The sequence below is a fragment of the Pseudacidovorax sp. NFM-22 genome (assembly GCF_021401245.1).
GTDB lineage: Bacteria > Pseudomonadota > Gammaproteobacteria > Burkholderiales > Burkholderiaceae_C > Xenophilus.
The window spans coordinates 181,862-197,931 of sequence record NZ_JACBFY010000002.1; the positions used below are offsets into that span (position 1 = coordinate 181,862).

Sequence of the window (16,070 nt, forward strand, 5' to 3'; positions counted from 1 at the left end):
CGATTTCCAGCCACGACGCGCCGCCGCGCGTCCAGCCGATGCGACAACGACACAGGGGCCGGCCAACGGTCCCAGGGATGACGACGACATGCAAGGCGCATTGCGACTCTTAGGCCTGGCCGCCGTGACGGCCGTGGCCATCGGCCTGGCGGGCTGCGCCACCTCGTACGTGGTGGACAACAACGTCCAGAGCTATGCCAAGGCCCCGATTCCGCCGGGCGCCACCTACCGCTTCGAACGCCTGCCCTCGCAGCAAGCGAACGACGCGGCCCAGACCGACCTGGAAACCCTGGCCGAGCCCTCGCTGGCCGCCGCCGGCCTCCGGCGCGACGACGCCAATCCGCGCTATGCCGTGCAGGTGAGCGCCCGCTCGCAGCTGGAACTGTCGCCCTGGGCCGACCCGTGGTTCGATGGTCCGGGCTGGGGCCCTGGCTGGGGTCCGCGCTGGGGCGTGGGCCTGGGTTATGGCCGCCCCGGCTGGTACGGCGGCGGCTGGTGGGGCCCGGGCGCCCTGCCGCCCAACCAGACCTGGTACGGCCGCGAGGTGTCGATCGTGATGCGCTCGCTGCCCGACCGGCAGGTCGTCTACGAAACCCATGCACGCCACGACGGCCCCTACCCGGACACGCGGCGGATCCTGCCGGTGATGTTCCATGCGGCGCTGCAGGGCTTTCCCAACCCGCCGCAGGCCGTGCGGCGGGTGGATGTGACCGTCGAGACGAAGCCGCCCGTGTCCACGCAGGCCGCCCCGCAGCCAGCAACGGCCGCGCCGGCTGCCGCGACGCCGACGCCCGCGCGCCCTTGAACGCCGCGTGGGGAGCGGGCAGGCGCCCCGCCCACCGCCGCGTTCTCGGTGACACTTGCCCGATGGACATCACCCGCCTGATCGCCGTGCGCCACGGCGAGACGCTCTGGAACGTCGACACCCGCATCCAGGGCCAACTCGACATCCCGCTCAACGACGAAGGCCAGTGGCAGGCGCAGCAGGCGGGCCGCGCGCTGGCCGAGGAGCCCGTCGCCGCCATCTACGCCAGCGACCTGGCACGGGCCTGGCAGACGGCCAGCGCCATCGCCGAGGCGCATCCCGACGCGCCCCCACTCATCGCCGAGCCCCGGCTGCGCGAGCGCGGCTTCGGCATCTTCGAGGGTCGCACCTTCGCCGAGATCGAGGCGGAGCTCCCCGAGCAGGCGCTCAAGTGGCGCAAGCGCGTGCCCGACTTCGCACCCGAGGGCGGCGAGAACCTGCTGGTCTTCCGCGACCGCATCGTGGCCGTCGCCGCCGAACTGGCGGCGCGGCATCCCGGCGAGCTGGTGGTGCTGGTGGCCCATGGCGGCGTGATGGACGTGCTCTACCGCGCCGCCACCGGCCAGGACCTGCAGGCGCCGCGCACCTGGGAGCTGCGCAATGCCGCCATCAACCGCCTGCTGTGGACGCCCGAAGGCTTCTCGCTCGTCGGCTGGGCGGACACCGGCCACCTGAGCCGCGACCTGGCGCGGGACGAGACCAGCACCTGAGCGCAGACGCCCCCGCCACCTAGAATCCGCGCTCGCCAGCCTCTGGATGAACCCCATGAACCGCTGCAGCCTCCCACATTTCCTGCTTGCCGCCGCCCTGAGCTGTCTGGGCGCCGCGACCCTTCTCTCGCCCCTGCCTGCGCAGGCCCAGACCCAGAACGAAGCGGCCGTCGGCGGCCGCAACTTCCCCGACGGCACATTGCGCGGTCGCCTGCGCATGCTCGACTTTCCGCAGGCCGACCTCGACGGCCGGCTGGAAGTGCTGGCCCCCGGCACGCGCATCCGCAATGCCCAGAACATGGTCGTGACCGGCAGCATGCTGCTGGGCCAGGACCTGGCGGTGAACTACCTGCGCGATGCTGCCGGGCAGGTGCAGCAGATCTGGATCCTCTCGCCCGACGAGGCTGCCACCGACCGCGCGACGGCCAGTGGCAAGCCGCTGCTCAACATCTGGCCCTTCGTCACTCGGGCCGACAACGAAGGCAGCTGAGCGCGCCGCCCCAGCGCCCAGCCCGCGGGGCACGGCCGGCCACCGCTGCGCTACGCCTCTCCATCCGATTCCAGCCTCCGGCGCCCCCCGGCAGGCCCCCTTTGCACAGAAAGCCCCCACCATGTCCCGCAAAGTCTTCATCAAGACCTTCGGCTGCCAGATGAACGAGTACGACTCGGACAAGATGGCCGACGTCCTCGCCGCCGCCGACGGCTACGAGCCCACCCAGAACGTGGACGAGGCCGACCTGATCCTCTTCAACACCTGCTCGGTGCGCGAGAAGGCGCAGGAGAAGGTCTTCTCCGACCTCGGCCGCGTGCAGCACCTCAAGGCCAAGGGCGTGAAGATCGGCGTCGGCGGCTGCGTCGCCAGCCAGGAGGGCGAGGCCATCATCGCCCGCGCGCCCTACGTGGACGTGGTCTTCGGCCCGCAGACGCTGCACCGCCTGCCCGAGCTGCTGGCCCGCCGCGAGGCCGAGCGCCGGCCGCAGGTGGACATCTCCTTCCCCGAGATCGAGAAGTTCGACCACCTGCCGCCGGCGCGCGTCGAGGGCGCCACGGCCTACGTGTCGATCATGGAAGGCTGCTCCAAGTACTGCAGCTACTGCGTGGTGCCCTACACCCGCGGCGAGGAGGTCAACCGCCCGCTCGACGACGTGCTGGTCGAGGTCGCCGGCCTGGCCGACCAGGGCGTGCGCGAAGTCACGCTGCTGGGCCAGAACGTGAACGCCTACCGCGGCAGGATGGGCGACACCGCCGAGATCGCCGACTTCGCCACGCTGATCGAGTACATCGCCGAGATCCCGGGCATCGAGCGCATCCGCTACACCACGAGCCACCCGAACGAGTTCACGCCGCGGCTGATCGAGACCTATGCCAAGGTGCCGCAGCTGGTGAGCCACCTGCACCTGCCGGTGCAGCACGGCAGCGACCGCATCCTGATGGCGATGAAGCGCGGCTACACCGCCATGGAATACAAGAGCACCATCCGCAAGCTGCGCGCCATCCGGCCGCAGCTGGCCCTGTCCAGCGACTTCATCGTCGGCTTCCCGGGTGAGACCGAGGACGACTTCGCGAAGATGATGAAGCTGATCGAGGACGTGGGCTTCGACGCCAGCTTCAGCTTCATCTTCAGCCCGCGGCCCGGCACGCCCGCCGCCGCGCTGCACGACGACACGCCGCACCAGGTCAAGCTCGCGCGCCTGCAGCACCTGCAGAAGACCATCGACGACAACGTCCGGCGGCTGTCCGATGCGCTGGTCGGCACCACGCAGCGGCTGCTGGTCGAAGGGCCTTCCAAAAAGAACCCGGCCGAACTGATGGGCCGCACCGACTGCTTCCGCGTCGTCAACTTCGAGGCGCCCGCCCGCCTGGTGGGCCAGATGGTGGACGTGACGATCACCCAGGCCCTGTCGCACACCCTGCGCGGCGAGGTGCTGACGCACGAGCATGACGGAGCCGGCGCCACGCGCGCCGCGCAGGCCGCCTGATGTCGGCCGGCCGGCCACGCGCCCGCGGCTCCTTCCAGCAGTTGATGCTGGCCGCCTTTCTGGTGGTCACGGCGCTGGTGGTGGGCGTCGCGCTGCGCGCCGTCTTCCAGTACGACCAGCTCATCACCCAGAGCCGCGAGGCGGCGCGCCGGGCGCTGCTGCTCTCGGGCGCCGCCCAGTCGCTGGCCGAGCGCAGCGCGGCCATGGAACGCTCGGGCCGCCAGTCGCTGGTGCTCAACGACGCCGTGCTGCGCCGCCGCTTCGCCGACGCGCAGAAGGACGCGCAGAACGTGGTGCAGCGGCTGGTCGACAACGGGCTGCTCCCGCAATCGGCTCAGCAATGGCGTGCCCAGATGGCCACCATCGAGGATCTGATGAACGGCGCGCCCGAGACGGCCCTGGCCCGCGAGGGCTCGATGGCGCTGCAGTTCCGCGAGCTGGATGCGCTCAACACCCAACTCGCCCAGCAGGCGCAGATGCTGATCGAGGCCCAGAACAACGCCCTGGCCGACCGGCTGGAGGCCGCGCGGCGCCGGCTGACGCTGCAGGTGGTGGCCGCCAGCGGACTGGCGGCGGCGCTGGCGCTGGCCTTCGGCATCTGGCTGGCGCGGCCCTTCAAGCGGCTGGAGCGCGCCATCGTGCGCCTGGGCGAGAACCGGCTGGACGAGCCCATCGACATCCGCGGCCCGGCCGACGTGCGGCGCGTGTCGCAGCAGCTGGACTGGCTGCGCCTGCGGCTGATGGAGCTGGACGCCGACAAGGCGCGCTTCCTGCGCCATGTGTCGCACGAGCTCAAGACGCCGCTGGCGGCGCTGCGTGAAGGCGTGTCGCTGCTGGAGGACGGCGTGACCGGCGAACTCAACCCGGCCCAGCGCGAGGTGGCGCAAATCCTGCAACAGAACGCCGTGTCGCTCCAAAGCCAGATCGAGGCGCTGCTGCGCTTCAATGCCGCCGCCTTCGAGGCCCGCCAGCTCAAGCGCGAGCGCTGCAATCTGGTCAAGCTGGTGCAGGAGCAGATCGACGCCCAGCGGCTGCAGTGGCAGTCGCACGGCCTCACCGTGCGCGTGGAGGGCGAGCCGGTGACGGTGATGGCCGATCCGGCCAAGCTGGGCACGGCGGTGGCCAACCTGCTGTCCAACGCGATCCGCTTCTCGGCCCGCGGCGGCACCATCGCGCTGGTCGTCTCCAGCACCGGCGACACCGCCAGCATCGAGATCAGCGACGCCGGCCCCGGCATCGCGCCGGACGACCGCGACCGGGTGTTCGAGCCCTTCTTCCGCGGCGAGCGCCAGCCGGAGCACACGGTCAAAGGCACAGGCATCGGCCTGTCCATCGTGCAGGAGTACATTGCAGCCCATGGTGGCCGCATTGCGCTGCTGCCCACCGGCCCCGGCGCGCGATTCCGCATCGACCTGCCGCGCGGCTGACCCCTCCCGACCCCACGCCCATGACGACCTTGTCCGTCCGCAGCCCTCTCCTTGCCGTTGCCCTGGTCCTGGCCGGGGTGCTGGCAGGCTGCGCCACCCCAGCGCCCACGCCGAGCGTGCCGGCCCCTGCGCCGGCCACCACGGCCAACCCACCCGTGCCGGCCACCCGGCCGGCCGTCCAGCCGGTGGAAGTGCAACCCGTCGCCCCAGCCACCCAGATGCAGCCGGCCGGCAACGGCATGGCAGCCAGTGGCTACGGCAGTGCCAGCAGCGAAGCGCTGTCCCGCATGCTGGCCTACGCCGACCGGGCCCGCAGCCTGCAGTCTGGCGAGGCGGCCGCGGAGATCGCCCGCATCGGCGACCCCGGCGACTCGGCCCCCCTGCAGATGCAGCTCGCCCTGGCGCTGGCGCAGACCCGCAACCCCGCCGATCTGGCGCGCGCCACGGCCCTGATGCAGCGTGTCGCCGGCAGCGCGCAGGCCGAGGCCCAGCCGCTGCAGCCACTGGCACGGGTGCTGGCCGCCCGCTATCTGGAGCAGCGGCGCGTCGAGGACGACCGCGACCGGCAGGTGGCGCAGCTCAAGGAGGCGCAGCGGCGCATCGACCACCTCAATGACCGCATCGAGGCGCTGCGCGCCATCGAACGCAGCTTCGGCCGCCCGTCCAACGGCGCGGCGCGTCCCTCGCCCTGAACCGGCCGGCCCGGCCGCACCCACCCGATCCAGGCAAGCCCATGAGCGACACCGCCAAAGCCGCCGCCACCGGCGCCCGCATCCTGGTCGTGGACGACGATGCCGACATGCTGCGGCTGCTGTCGCTGCGCTTGGCTGCGGCGGGCTACCAGGTCACGGCCGTCACCTCGGCCGAGTCGGCGCTGACGCAGCTGGAGATCGAGCATCCGCGGCTGGTGCTCAGCGACGTGCGCCTGCCCGGACGCGACGGGCTGCAGCTGTTCGACGAGATCCGCAAGCGCCATCCGACGCTGCCGGTGATCCTGCTCACGGCGCACGGCACCATTCCCGACGCGGTGGAGGCGACATCCCGCGGCGTCTTCACCTACCTCACCAAACCCTACGACGCCCGCGAGCTGCTCGACAAGATCGGCCAGGCGATGGCCCTGGGCGCCCCCGCCGCCACGCCGGCCGCAGGCGGCGACGAGAGCTGGCGCGCCGAGATCGTCAGCCGCTCCAGCCGGATGGCCGAGGTGCTGGCCGAAGCGCGCATGGTGGCCAAGTCGGACGCAAGCGTGCTGCTGCGTGGCGACTCCGGCACCGGCAAGGAAGTGCTGGCCCGTGCCATCCACAAGGCCAGCGACCGGGCGCGCAAGCCCTTCGTGGCCGTCAACTGCGGGGCCATTCCCGAGGCGCTGCTCGAATCCGAGTTGTTCGGCCACGTCAAGGGCGCCTTCACCGACGCCCACGCCAACCACAAGGGGCTGTTCCAGCAGGCCGACGGCGGCACGCTGATGCTCGACGAAATCGGCGACATGCCGCCCGCCCTGCAGGTCAAGCTGCTGCGGGTGCTGCAGGAGCGCGCGGTGCGCCCAGTGGGTGCGACACAGGCGATTGCCGTGGACGTGCGCATCATCTCCGCCACCCATCGCGACCTGGAGGCGGCCATGGCCGCCGCCCAGTTCCGGGAGGACCTGTACTACCGCCTGAACGTGGTCACGCTCACGCTGCCGCCCCTGTCGGCCCGGCGCGAGGACATCCCGCTGCTGGCCAACCACTTCCTGCAGAAGCTGGCCGGCAAGTACGGCAAGCGGCTGTCGGGCTTCGCGCCCGAGGCGCTCAAGGCCCTGACCACGGCCCCCTGGCCGGGCAACATCCGCCAGCTCTACAACGTGGTGGAGCAGGTGTGCGCCCTGTCGAGCTCGCCGCTGATCCCGCTGGCACTGGTACAGCGGGCGCTGCGCGTGCCGACTGTGGAGGTGCAGACCTATGCCGAGGCCAAGCAGCGTTTCGAGCGCGATTACCTGGTCGGGCTGCTCAAGCTGACCGACGGCAACGTGGCCGATGCCGCGCGCCTGGCCGACCGCAACCGCACCGAGTTCTATCGGCTGCTTCAGAAGCACGAGCTCACGCCGGGCCACTTCAAGAACGACGGTGTCGCCGGGGCTTCGGAGCCTGTCGCCGACGAGCGACAGAGCTAAGTCGTTGATTTGAAAAGGATTGGCCGCCACCCCTCGGCGAGTTGTCGGGCTGTGGCGACAGATTCGGCGCTATTACGGCCGCGACGGCCGGAAACGCCAAGAATCAGTCGAGAAAATCACTGTAACTCGCTGATTTTCAAGAACTAAGTTGTGCTGGCATGGGGATTGCCCTATAGCCTGCATGACCCTCCTCACCACCCCCCCTGTCATCCTGCGTCCGCAGCGTGACGCCCTGCGTCGCAAGACCGCGCAGACGGCGCGCGCCCGCTCGGCGCGGAGCCAGGCCCACGCGCCGGCAGTCGCCGCCAGCGCCAGCGCGGACTGCGTCTTCAAGCGCCTCCCCGCCATCGGTGAGACCCCCCTTTCGAATTTCCAGCACTGGTAAGGACTCGCCATGAAACCGAACGAGTTTTCGCACCTGAAGGTCCTGACGCCCGAGCAGTTCCAGCCGCGCCGCCCTGCCGCGCGCGAGGAACGCCATCCCAACGCCGTCACGGCGCCCCCGATCAACCGCGGTTCCATGACGCCCCGCCCCTGGCGCGGTTTCTGGAACAGCATCGGCACCGCCCTCCTGCTCAAGATGGGCGCGGGTCGTGCCGCCGCGGCCGCCCAGCCTGCCGGTCCGGTCCAGCCCTGGGAGCGCGCTGCCAAGCGCCGTCGCCTGACTTTCACGATGCTGGCCCTGTTCAGCACCGTGCTGGCCTCGGCTCTGTTTGCCCAGGTGCAGCCCGACTATGACAACGCCTTCCTGGAATACGGCCAGATCGCGCTGTATGGCCTGCTCTCCGGCTGGGTGGTCACCGGCTTCGTGACCGCGCTGATGGGTTTCTACGTGTCTGTGCGTGGCGACAAGTACGCCCTGTCGGCCAAGCAGGTTGTCGACCATCCGATGAACCCGGAGGCCCGCACCGCGATCATCATGCCGATCTGCAACGAGGACGTAGCCACGGTGTTCGCCGGCCTGCGCGCCACCTGCGAATCGGTGGCCAACACCGGCCATGCGAAGCAGTTCGACGTCTTCGTGCTGTCCGACAGCTACAACCCCGAGATCGCCAAGGCCGAGCGTGCCGCCTGGGAAGAACTGCGCGCCGCCCTGGCCCAGTCCTTCGCCGACAGCCCGAACAAGCCGCAGGTGGAGGTGTACTACCGCCTGCGCACCCGCCGCACGCACCGCAAGGCCGGCAATGTGGCCGATTTCTGCCGCCGCTGGGGCAAGGACTACCGCTACATGGTCGTGCTCGATGCCGACAGCGTCATGAGCGGCGACTGCCTGACCAGCATGGTCAAGCTGATGGAAGCCAATCCCACCGCCGGCATCATCCAGACCGCCACGCAGGCCATCGGCCACGTGACGCTGCATGCCCGCGCGCAGCAGTTCGCCAGCCGCGTGACCGGCCGCCTGTTCACCCTGGGCATGCAGTTCTGGCAACTGGGCGAGTCGCACTACTGGGGCCACAACGCCATCATCCGCGTCGCGCCCTTCATGGAGCACTGCGCACTGGCCCCGATCAAGGGCACGGGCGGCATGTCCGGCGGCATCATGAGCCACGACTTCGTCGAGGCCGCCCTGATGCGCCGCGCCGGCTACCACGTCTGGCTGGTGTCCGACCTGGTCGGCAGCTACGAGCAGCAACCGCCGGATCTGCTGGCCGAGTTGCAGCGTGACCGCCGCTGGTGCCAGGGCAACCTGCAGAACGCCCGCCTGATGGCCGAGCCCGGCATCCACCCCGTGCACCGCGCCATGTTCGTGACCGGCACGATGGCCTATGTGTCCGCCCCGATGTGGCTGGCTTTCATGACCCTGGGCACCGCCCTGTGGCTGACCGGCTCGCGTCTGGTCCAGGACTGGGCCGTGCTGCCCATGGAACTGGCCGGCCTGTGGATCTGGACGCTGTGCCTGCTGTTCCTGCCCCGCATCCTGGGCGTGGCCGCCGTGTTCATGCGCGGTGAGCAGAAGAACTTCGGCGGTGCGTTCAGCCTGTTCAAGAGCGCCGCGCTGGAAAGCGTCATGGCCATCGTGCAGGCACCCGTGCGCATGCTGGCCCACTCGCTGTTCGTGATCGTCGCCCTGACCGGCCTCAAGCTGGAGTGGAAGTCGCCCCCGCGGGAAGCGGCCGCCGTGCCGTGGAGCGAGGCTTTCAACCGCCTGGCGCCGATGAGCGGTCTGGTGGCTGTGCTGGCCTGCGGCGTGGCGCTGATCGACGCCAGCGCGCTGGTGTGGCTCATGCCCGTCGGCCTGCCGCTGTTGCTGGCCATTCCCATGGCCGTGCTGACGAGCCGCATCGATGTCGGCGGCGCGATGCGCGAGCGTCACTACCTGCTGATTCCCGAGGAGTCCCGGTCGCCGGCCGTGCTGCGCCGCGCGTGGGCCCACGCGGACCGGCTGGCCCTGAAGGCAGCCTGAGTCCGGCGCCTCGCCCAAACAAAACGCCCGCGAAATTCGCGGGCGTTTTTCTTTTGGGGGAGCGGTTCAGGGCTTGCCGAAGAGGGATGGGTCGAAGGGATTGCGGCCAGGCTTCGACAGGCTCAGCCCGAACGGACTGGGATCAACGGGGCCGCCGCGTGAACCGGCGCCCCGCTCTTCTCCTCAGAAGGGCAGCTTGGGCCCGCCAGGCCCGCCCATGCCCGGCATCCCGGGCATGCCCTTCATGCCGCCCAGGCGCTTCATCATCTTCATGAGGCCGCCGCCCTTCATCTTCTTCATCATGCCCTGCATCTGCTCGAACTCGTTGAGCAGGCGGTTGACCTCCTGAACCTGCACGCCCGCGCCGGTGGCGATGCGCTTCTTGCGGCTGGCCTTGATGAGCTCGGGCTTGCGGCGCTCCGTGGGCGTCATGCTGTGGATGATGCCTTCCTTGCGGCGGATGTCGCGCTCGGCGCGCGTCAGGTCGGCCTCGCTGGCCTTGGCGGCCAGTTGCGTCGGCAGCTTGTCCATGAAGCTGGAGAGGCCGCCCATCTGCTTCATCTGCTGCAACTGGGCCAGGAAGTCTTCCAGGTCGAAGTGGCCGCTCTTGACCTTGGTGGCGAGCTTCTTGGCCGCCTCCATGTCGACACCGGCCGAGACCTGCTCGACCAGCGCCACGATGTCGCCCATGCCCAGGATGCGCCCGGCATGGCGCTCGGCGTCGAAGACCTCCAGCCCGTCGATCTTCTCGCTGGTACCGGCGAACTTGATGGGCACGCCCGTGATCTGCCGCACCGACAGCGCGGCACCGCCGCGCGAGTCGCCGTCCATCTTGGTCAGGATGATGCCGGTCAGCGGCAGCGCGTCCTTGAAGGCCTTGGCGGTGTTGGCCGCGTCCTGGCCCTGCATGGCGTCGACGACGAACAGGGTCTCGACCGGATTCAAGGCGCCGTGCAGCGTCTTGATTTCCTCCATCAGCACTTCGTCGATGGCCAGTCGGCCGGCGGTGTCGACCAGCAGCACGTCGAAGTAGTGCCGCTTGGCGTAGTCGAGCGCGGCGCGGGCGATGTCCAGCGGCTTCTGGTCGGGCGTGCTGGGGAACCACTCGGCGCCCGCCTGCTTCGTCACCGTCTTGAGCTGCTCGATGGCCGCGGGGCGGTAGACGTCGCCCGAGACGGTCAGCACCTTCTTCTTGCGCTTCTCGATCAGGTGCTTGGCCAGCTTGGCGGTGGTGGTGGTCTTGCCGGCGCCCTGCAGGCCGGCCATGAGCACCACCGCCGGCGGCTGGGCGTTGAGGTTGATGTCGGAGACGCCCTCGCCCATGGTCGCCGCCAGTTCGCGGTTGACGATGCCCACCAGCGCCTGGCCGGGCTTGAGGGAGCCCATCACCTCCTCGCCCATCGCCTTGTCCTTGACCCGGTTGACGAAGTCGCGCACCACCGGCAGCGCCACGTCGGCCTCGAGCAGCGCCATGCGCACCTCGCGCATCATGTCCTGCACGTTGGTTTCGGTGATGCGCGCCTGCCCGCTCATCTGCTTGACGAGGCGGGAGAACTTGTCGGTGAGGGCGGTGGCCATGGATGGGAGGGGAAGAAGGCTGGGGAAGGAAGCGGCGGCGCCGCGGCGGCGGCCGAGTCCGGGGCGGGCACGGCGGGGTGTCCGGCGGGCCCCGTCCGCTGGGGCCCAAAGGCTAAACTCAGCGGATGATTCTAGCGAGCCCCTCCCCACTCAGCGTGGCCCTGGGCATCGCCACGGCCGCGGCCTACGGCGTGGCCGCCGCCTTCTCCCACAAGCTCAACCGCAGCGCCACCCAGGCCGTGGTCGCCATCGCGTGGCTGCTGCACGCGGCAGCGCTGGCCACCGGCCTGCTGCCCGGCACGCCGCGCTTCGGCTTCGCACCGGCGCTGTCGATCACGGCCTGGCTGGTGATGACGGTCTATGCGGTGGAAAGCCGGCTCTTCCCCGGCCTCACGGTGCGCCGCGTGCTCGCCGGACTGGGCGCCCTCGCCGCCCTCCTGGCCGCGGCTTTCCCGGGTTCGCCCTTGCACATGAATGCCTCGCCCTGGCTGCCGCTGCATCTGGCACTCGGCATCGCCAGCTACGGGCTCTTCGGCGCGGCCGTGGTGCATGCCTGGCTCATGACGCGGGCAGAGCGGCGCATCCGCCAGGCGGCCGATCCGCATGCGGGCCTGCCGCTGCTGACGCTGGAGCGCCTGACCTTCCGCTTCGTCACCGCCGGCTTCGTGCTGCTGTCGGCCACGCTGCTGGCGGGCCTGCTGTTCAGCGAGACGCTCTACGGGCCGCAGGTGCGCGCCTGGAAGTGGGACCACAAGACGGTGTTCTCGCTGCTGGCCTGGCTGAGCTTCGCCATCCTGCTGGCCGGCCGCAGCCGCTTCGGCTGGCGGGGCCGCACGGCCAAGCGCGTGCTCTACGCGGGGGCCGTGCTGCTGCTGCTGGCCTACGTGGGCTCGCGCTTCGTGCTCGAAGTGGTGCTGCACCGGCCCGTCGCCTGATGAAATTCCTGCTCGTGACCCTTGTGGTGGCCGTGGCCATCTGGATCTGGCGGCGCAACCGCCAGGAAGAACTGGACGCCGCACCGCCGCCCCAGCCCAACGCCAGGCCGGCCGTCCGGGGGCCGCAGCAGATGGTGCGCTGCGCCCATTGCGGCCTGCACCTGCCGGCCGCCGACGCCGTGACCGGCCGCCACGGCATCTATTGCAGCGACCGGCACCGCAACGCCGCGGAGCCATGACACCGGACACGGACTTTCCGTCGTCGAACACGGACTGGTCCGCGCTGGAAACCCGCACCGAGCGCAGCCAGGCCCTGCAGCGGGTATGGCGGGGCTTCATGACGGCCCGGCCGGCGGTGGGGCTGCTGCTGCTGGCGCTGCAGGGCATTGCCTTCGCCCTGGGCCAGTCCACGCACGCGCCGACCCTGGCCATCACGGCCCTCTACGCCGCCTTCACCCTGGCCGACCGGCTGCGTACGCCCGCGCGCCTGCCGCTGCGGCGGCTGGGCATGACCTGGCTGCTGTGCATCGGCCTCGACGTGGGCGTGTTCGCACTGCTTCAGGCACTGCAGACCGGCACCACGGTCAACTACACGCCCTTGCTGGCCCTTCCGGTCCTCATGGCGGCCGTGGCCGGGGGCCTGGTGGTCGGGCTGGCCACCACCTCGGCCGCCACGCTGCTGATGCTGGCCGAGGCGCTGCGCTTCCAGCTCGCGGCCGGCCCCGACGGGCCGGGCCGGTTGCTCCAGGCGGCGCTGACCGGCACGGGCCTGTTCGTGCTGTCGCTGCTGGCCCACCAGTTGGCGCTGCGGCTGGCCCGCGAGGAGGCCCGAGCCAGCCGCAGCCAGGATTCGGCCCAGCTGCAGGCGCAGATCAATGCCCTCGTGATCGAGGCGCTGGCCGAAGGCGTGCTGGTGGTGGACGAGGCCGGCCGCGTGCACACGGCCAACCCGGCCGCCGATGCCCTGCTGGGAGGTGGGCTGGACCGCGGCTCCCTGCCGCGCTCGCTGATGGCCCATCCGGCGTGGCAGCCGCTGGCCAGCCTTGCGCAGCGCACCTTCGAGGACAGGGCCGACCTCGGCGCCGACCTGCCGATCGCCCAGCCCCAGGCCACGCCGCGCGAGCTGCGGGTGCGCACCCGGCTGACGGCCGTGGACGGCGCCCGCGACCGCGGCTTCTGCGTGATGTTCCTGCAGGACCTGCGGCAGCTGGAAGCCCGCATCCGCACCGAGAAGATGGCTGCGATGGGCCGCATGTCGGCGGCCGTCGCGCACGAGATCCGCAATCCGCTGGCCGCCATCACGCAGGCCAGCGCCCTGCTGGAGGAGGATCTGACCGAGCCGGCCCAGCAGCGCCTCAATGCCATGGTGCAGCAGAACGCGCGCCGGCTCGGCCGCATCGTCGACGAGGTGCTGGACGTCGCGCGCGTGCGCCAGCAAGGCAGCGACCTGGGCCAGGGAACGGCCCTGCCCCTGGCCGCCAGCGTCTACGCCATGGTCGACGAATGGAGCCGCCAGAGCGGCCGCGCGCAGCCGGCCCTGCGCCTGGTGGAAAGCCTGCCGGCGGTGCGCTTCAACGAGGAGCACCTGCGGCGCATCCTGGTCAACCTGCTCGACAACGCCGCCCGCTATGCAGGGCCGGGCGAGGAATCCATCCGCGTCCACACCTTCGCCGCAGGCGACGGCCGGCCCACCCTGGCCGTCTGGAGCGACGGCGCGCCCCTGGAGCAGGGCGTGGAACGCCACCTGTTCGAGCCCTTCTTCTCGTCCGAGAGCCGCTCCAGCGGGCTGGGCCTGTTCATCTGCCGTGAGCTGTGCGAGCGCCATGGAGCCACCATCCGCTACGAACGCCTGCGTCCCGCACCCGACGTGCCGGCCGGCAATGCCTTCCTGCTGAGCTTCGCGCCAGCGCAGGCGGGCGCTTTGCCACAATAGCTCGGTGAGCAGTTCTCCCGCATCGCCGCCGGCGCAGATCCTCGTCGTGGACGACGAGCCCGACCTGCGCACCCTCTACGAACTGACCCTGCTGCGCGAGGGCTACCTGGTCGAAGCAGCCAGCAGCGTGGAGGAGGCGTGGCAGCACCTGCAGGCCAACCGCTTCGATGCCGTGATCACCGACATGCGGCTGCCCGACGGCCTCGGCCTGGAGCTGCTGCAGCGCATCGCGCGCCACCAGCGCAGCGAACGCTGCGTCGTGATGACCGCCTACGGCTCGGCCGAGAACGCCGTCGAGGCGCTCAAGGCCGGCGCCTTCGACTACCTGACCAAGCCGGTGGACCTGAAGCAGTTCCGCAGCGTGGTGGCCTCGGCCGTGCAGGAGCGCCCGGGCGGCACGCCGGCGCGTCCCGCGTCGCCACGCGAGTCCGCGCCGGTCGTGCCGGCCGAAGAAGCGCCGGCCGAGGCAGGCGTTGCGCCCGCGGCCCGCGCCGCGCTGGCGCGCCTGGTGGGCGAGTCGGACGCCATGCGCGCAGTCAAGGCCCGCATCGTGCGCGTGGCGCGCGGCATGGCACCGGTGCTGATCCACGGCGAATCGGGCACGGGCAAGGAGCTGGTGGCGCGCGCCCTGCACGCCTGCAGCCAACGTGCAGGCGGCCCCTTCGTCGCCGTCAACTGCGGCGCCATTCCGGAGGCGCTGCTGGAGGCCGAGTTCTTCGGCGCGCGCAAGGGCTCCTACACCGGCGCGATGCAGGACCGCGACGGCTACTTCCAGGCGGCGCGCGGCGGCACGCTCTTCCTCGACGAGATCGGCGACCTGCCGCTGGCCATGCAGTCCAAGCTGCTGCGGGCCATCCAGGAACGCTGCGTGCGGCCCATCGGCAGCACGCAGGAGGAGCCGGTGGACGTGCGCATCGTCAGCGCCACACACAAGGACCTGCAGGCCGAGGTGCTGGCGGGCCGCTTCCGACAGGACCTGTTCTACCGCCTCAACGTGATCGAGGTGCGGCTGCCGCCGCTGCGCGAGCGCCGGGAGGACCTGTCGGCCCTGTGCACCGCCCTGCTGGCACGCATCGCCGAGGAAAGCGGCCAGCCGGTGCCGCGGATGACGATGCAGGTGCTGCTCAAGCTCGAATCGCATCCGCTGCGCGGCAACGTGCGCGAACTGGAGAACCTGCTACACCGGGCCGTCGCCCTGAGCGAGGGCGACACGCTGCAGCTGGACGTCGAAGCCGCGGACGGCAGCGGCCTGCAGGACCTGTCCATGCCGCTCTTTGCCATGCCAGCGCCGGGCGCCGTGACGGCCGTTCCCGTGCCGGAGGCCGCGCCCACCGGATCGCCGGCGATGGCGGGAGACCCCCCCGTGCCGGCCGATCTGCAGCAGTACCTCGACGACCAGGAACGCGGCATCGTCGAGCGCGCGCTGCGCGAGGCCAACTACAACCGCACCGCCGCCGCCGCGCGCCTGGGCCTGAGCCTGCGCCAGATCCGCTACCGCATCGCGCGTCTGGGCATCGCGGTGCCGCATGGCGACGATGACTGAGCCCGACGCCGACATCTGGGACGGTGGCTGGCTGCGCGCGGCGCGGCGGCTGGACTCCCCCAACTTCGGCCCCCGTCCGGCGGGGGCCTGCATCGATCTCCTGGTGGTGCACTCCATCAGCCTGCCGCCCGGCCACTATGGCGGCGAGGAAGTGCAGCAGCTCTTCACCAACCGGCTGGACTGGGACGCGCATCCCTACTTTGCGCAGATCCGGGGTCTGGAGGTCTCGGCGCACTTCTACATCCGCCGCGATGGCGAACTCTGGCAGTTCGTCAGCGCGGACGACCGGGCCTGGCACGCGGGCGTCTCGCAGTGGCGGGGTCGCGCCAGCTGCAATGACGATTCGGTGGGCGTGGAGCTGGAAGGCCTTGAAGGCGAGCGCTTCGAAGACGCGCAGTACGAGACCCTGGCCCAGCTCGCGCGGGCACTGTCGGCCTGCTATCCGATCGCCTACGTCGCCGGCCACGAACACATCGCTCCCGGCCGCAAATACGACCCGGGGCCGGGCTTCGACTGGGCCCGCCTGGCGCGGCAGCTGGCGGGCACCGCCATCGCCTTCCCGGCCGCTCCTTAAATTTTTCAATCGGACCCCGGGGAGCGATGG

Annotated in this window: 15 protein-coding genes; 14 read left to right on the forward strand and 1 reads right to left on the reverse strand. The window is 70.8% G+C overall.

Features of this window, described 5'->3' with window-relative positions:
• The first annotated feature begins 88 nt into the window (after window positions 1-88).
• The 9 genes from L0984_RS06560 to mdoH all read left to right on the forward strand — a co-directional run bounded on the left by L0984_RS06560 (window position 89) and on the right by mdoH (window position 9,477).
• Entirely contained in the window at window positions 89-805 is a 717-nt protein-coding gene (locus L0984_RS06560) for a DUF4136 domain-containing protein (RefSeq protein WP_234192955.1), read from the forward strand.
• A 62-nt stretch (window positions 806-867) separates the two neighbouring features.
• Window positions 868-1,515 carry a histidine phosphatase family protein gene (locus L0984_RS06565; protein ID WP_234192956.1) on the forward strand — a complete coding sequence of 216 codons (648 nt, stop codon included), beginning with the start codon at window positions 868-870 and terminating at the stop codon, window positions 1,513-1,515.
• Between the two features lie 55 nt (window positions 1,516-1,570).
• Window positions 1,571-2,005 carry a hypothetical protein gene (locus L0984_RS06570; RefSeq protein ID WP_234192957.1) on the forward strand — a complete coding sequence of 145 codons (435 nt, stop codon included), beginning with the start codon at window positions 1,571-1,573 and terminating at the stop codon, window positions 2,003-2,005.
• Between the two features lie 121 nt (window positions 2,006-2,126).
• Window positions 2,127-3,494 carry a tRNA (N6-isopentenyl adenosine(37)-C2)-methylthiotransferase MiaB gene (gene miaB, locus L0984_RS06575; RefSeq protein ID WP_234192958.1) on the forward strand — a complete coding sequence of 456 codons (1,368 nt, stop codon included), beginning with the start codon at window positions 2,127-2,129 and terminating at the stop codon, window positions 3,492-3,494.
• Window positions 3,494-4,921, forward strand: a complete 1,428-nt coding sequence (locus tag L0984_RS06580) for a sensor histidine kinase (protein WP_234192959.1) — start codon at window positions 3,494-3,496, stop codon at window positions 4,919-4,921. Before miaB ends, L0984_RS06580 begins: the two co-directional genes overlap by 1 nt.
• Window positions 4,922-4,941: 20 nt before the next feature.
• Complete coding sequence (locus L0984_RS06585; RefSeq protein ID WP_234192960.1) at window positions 4,942-5,613, forward strand: hypothetical protein; 672 nt, start codon at window positions 4,942-4,944, stop codon at window positions 5,611-5,613.
• Window positions 5,614-5,654: 41 nt separating this feature from the next.
• The gene (locus L0984_RS06590; RefSeq protein WP_234192961.1) at window positions 5,655-7,073 is read left to right on the forward strand and encodes a sigma 54-interacting transcriptional regulator; all 1,419 of its coding nucleotides are present in this window, start codon (window positions 5,655-5,657) and stop codon (window positions 7,071-7,073) included.
• Between the two features lie 181 nt (window positions 7,074-7,254).
• A complete protein-coding gene (locus L0984_RS06595; RefSeq protein WP_234192962.1) occupies window positions 7,255-7,458 on the forward strand; it encodes a hypothetical protein in 204 nt (67 codons plus the stop codon).
• Between the two features lie 9 nt (window positions 7,459-7,467).
• Window positions 7,468-9,477, forward strand: a complete 2,010-nt coding sequence (gene mdoH, locus L0984_RS06600) for a glucans biosynthesis glucosyltransferase MdoH (RefSeq protein WP_234192963.1) — start codon at window positions 7,468-7,470, stop codon at window positions 9,475-9,477.
• A gap of 183 nt (window positions 9,478-9,660) precedes the next feature.
• On the opposite strand, the gene ffh is transcribed toward mdoH, so the two are convergent.
• Complete coding sequence (ffh, locus tag L0984_RS06605; RefSeq protein ID WP_234192964.1) at window positions 9,661-11,055, reverse strand: signal recognition particle protein; 1,395 nt, start codon at window positions 11,053-11,055, stop codon at window positions 9,661-9,663.
• A 125-nt stretch (window positions 11,056-11,180) separates the two neighbouring features.
• Here ffh and L0984_RS06610 point away from each other — a divergent pair, with 125 nt between their 5' ends.
• The 5 genes from L0984_RS06610 to ampD are packed head-to-tail and all read left to right on the forward strand — an operon-like array spanning window position 11,181 to window position 16,040.
• Window positions 11,181-11,990, forward strand: coding sequence for a cytochrome C assembly family protein (locus L0984_RS06610; protein ID WP_043116104.1), 810 nt, complete (start codon window positions 11,181-11,183; stop codon window positions 11,988-11,990).
• Window positions 11,990-12,229, forward strand: coding sequence for a PP0621 family protein (locus L0984_RS06615; RefSeq protein WP_234192965.1), 240 nt, complete (start codon window positions 11,990-11,992; stop codon window positions 12,227-12,229). Before L0984_RS06610 ends, L0984_RS06615 begins: the two co-directional genes overlap by 1 nt.
• Window positions 12,226-13,923: a sensor histidine kinase gene (locus L0984_RS06620; protein WP_234192966.1), complete on the forward strand. Its 1,698-nt coding sequence runs from the start codon at window positions 12,226-12,228 to the stop codon at window positions 13,921-13,923. Before L0984_RS06615 ends, L0984_RS06620 begins: the two co-directional genes overlap by 4 nt.
• A 4-nt stretch (window positions 13,924-13,927) precedes the next feature.
• On the forward strand, window positions 13,928-15,466 hold the full coding sequence (locus tag L0984_RS06625; RefSeq protein WP_234192967.1) for a sigma-54-dependent transcriptional regulator: 1,539 nt from the start codon (window positions 13,928-13,930) through the stop codon (window positions 15,464-15,466).
• Window positions 15,450-16,040 carry a 1,6-anhydro-N-acetylmuramyl-L-alanine amidase AmpD gene (gene ampD, locus L0984_RS06630; protein ID WP_370645904.1) on the forward strand — a complete coding sequence of 197 codons (591 nt, stop codon included), beginning with the start codon at window positions 15,450-15,452 and terminating at the stop codon, window positions 16,038-16,040. Before L0984_RS06625 ends, ampD begins: the two co-directional genes overlap by 17 nt.
• The last annotated feature ends 30 nt before the right edge of the window (window positions 16,041-16,070 follow it).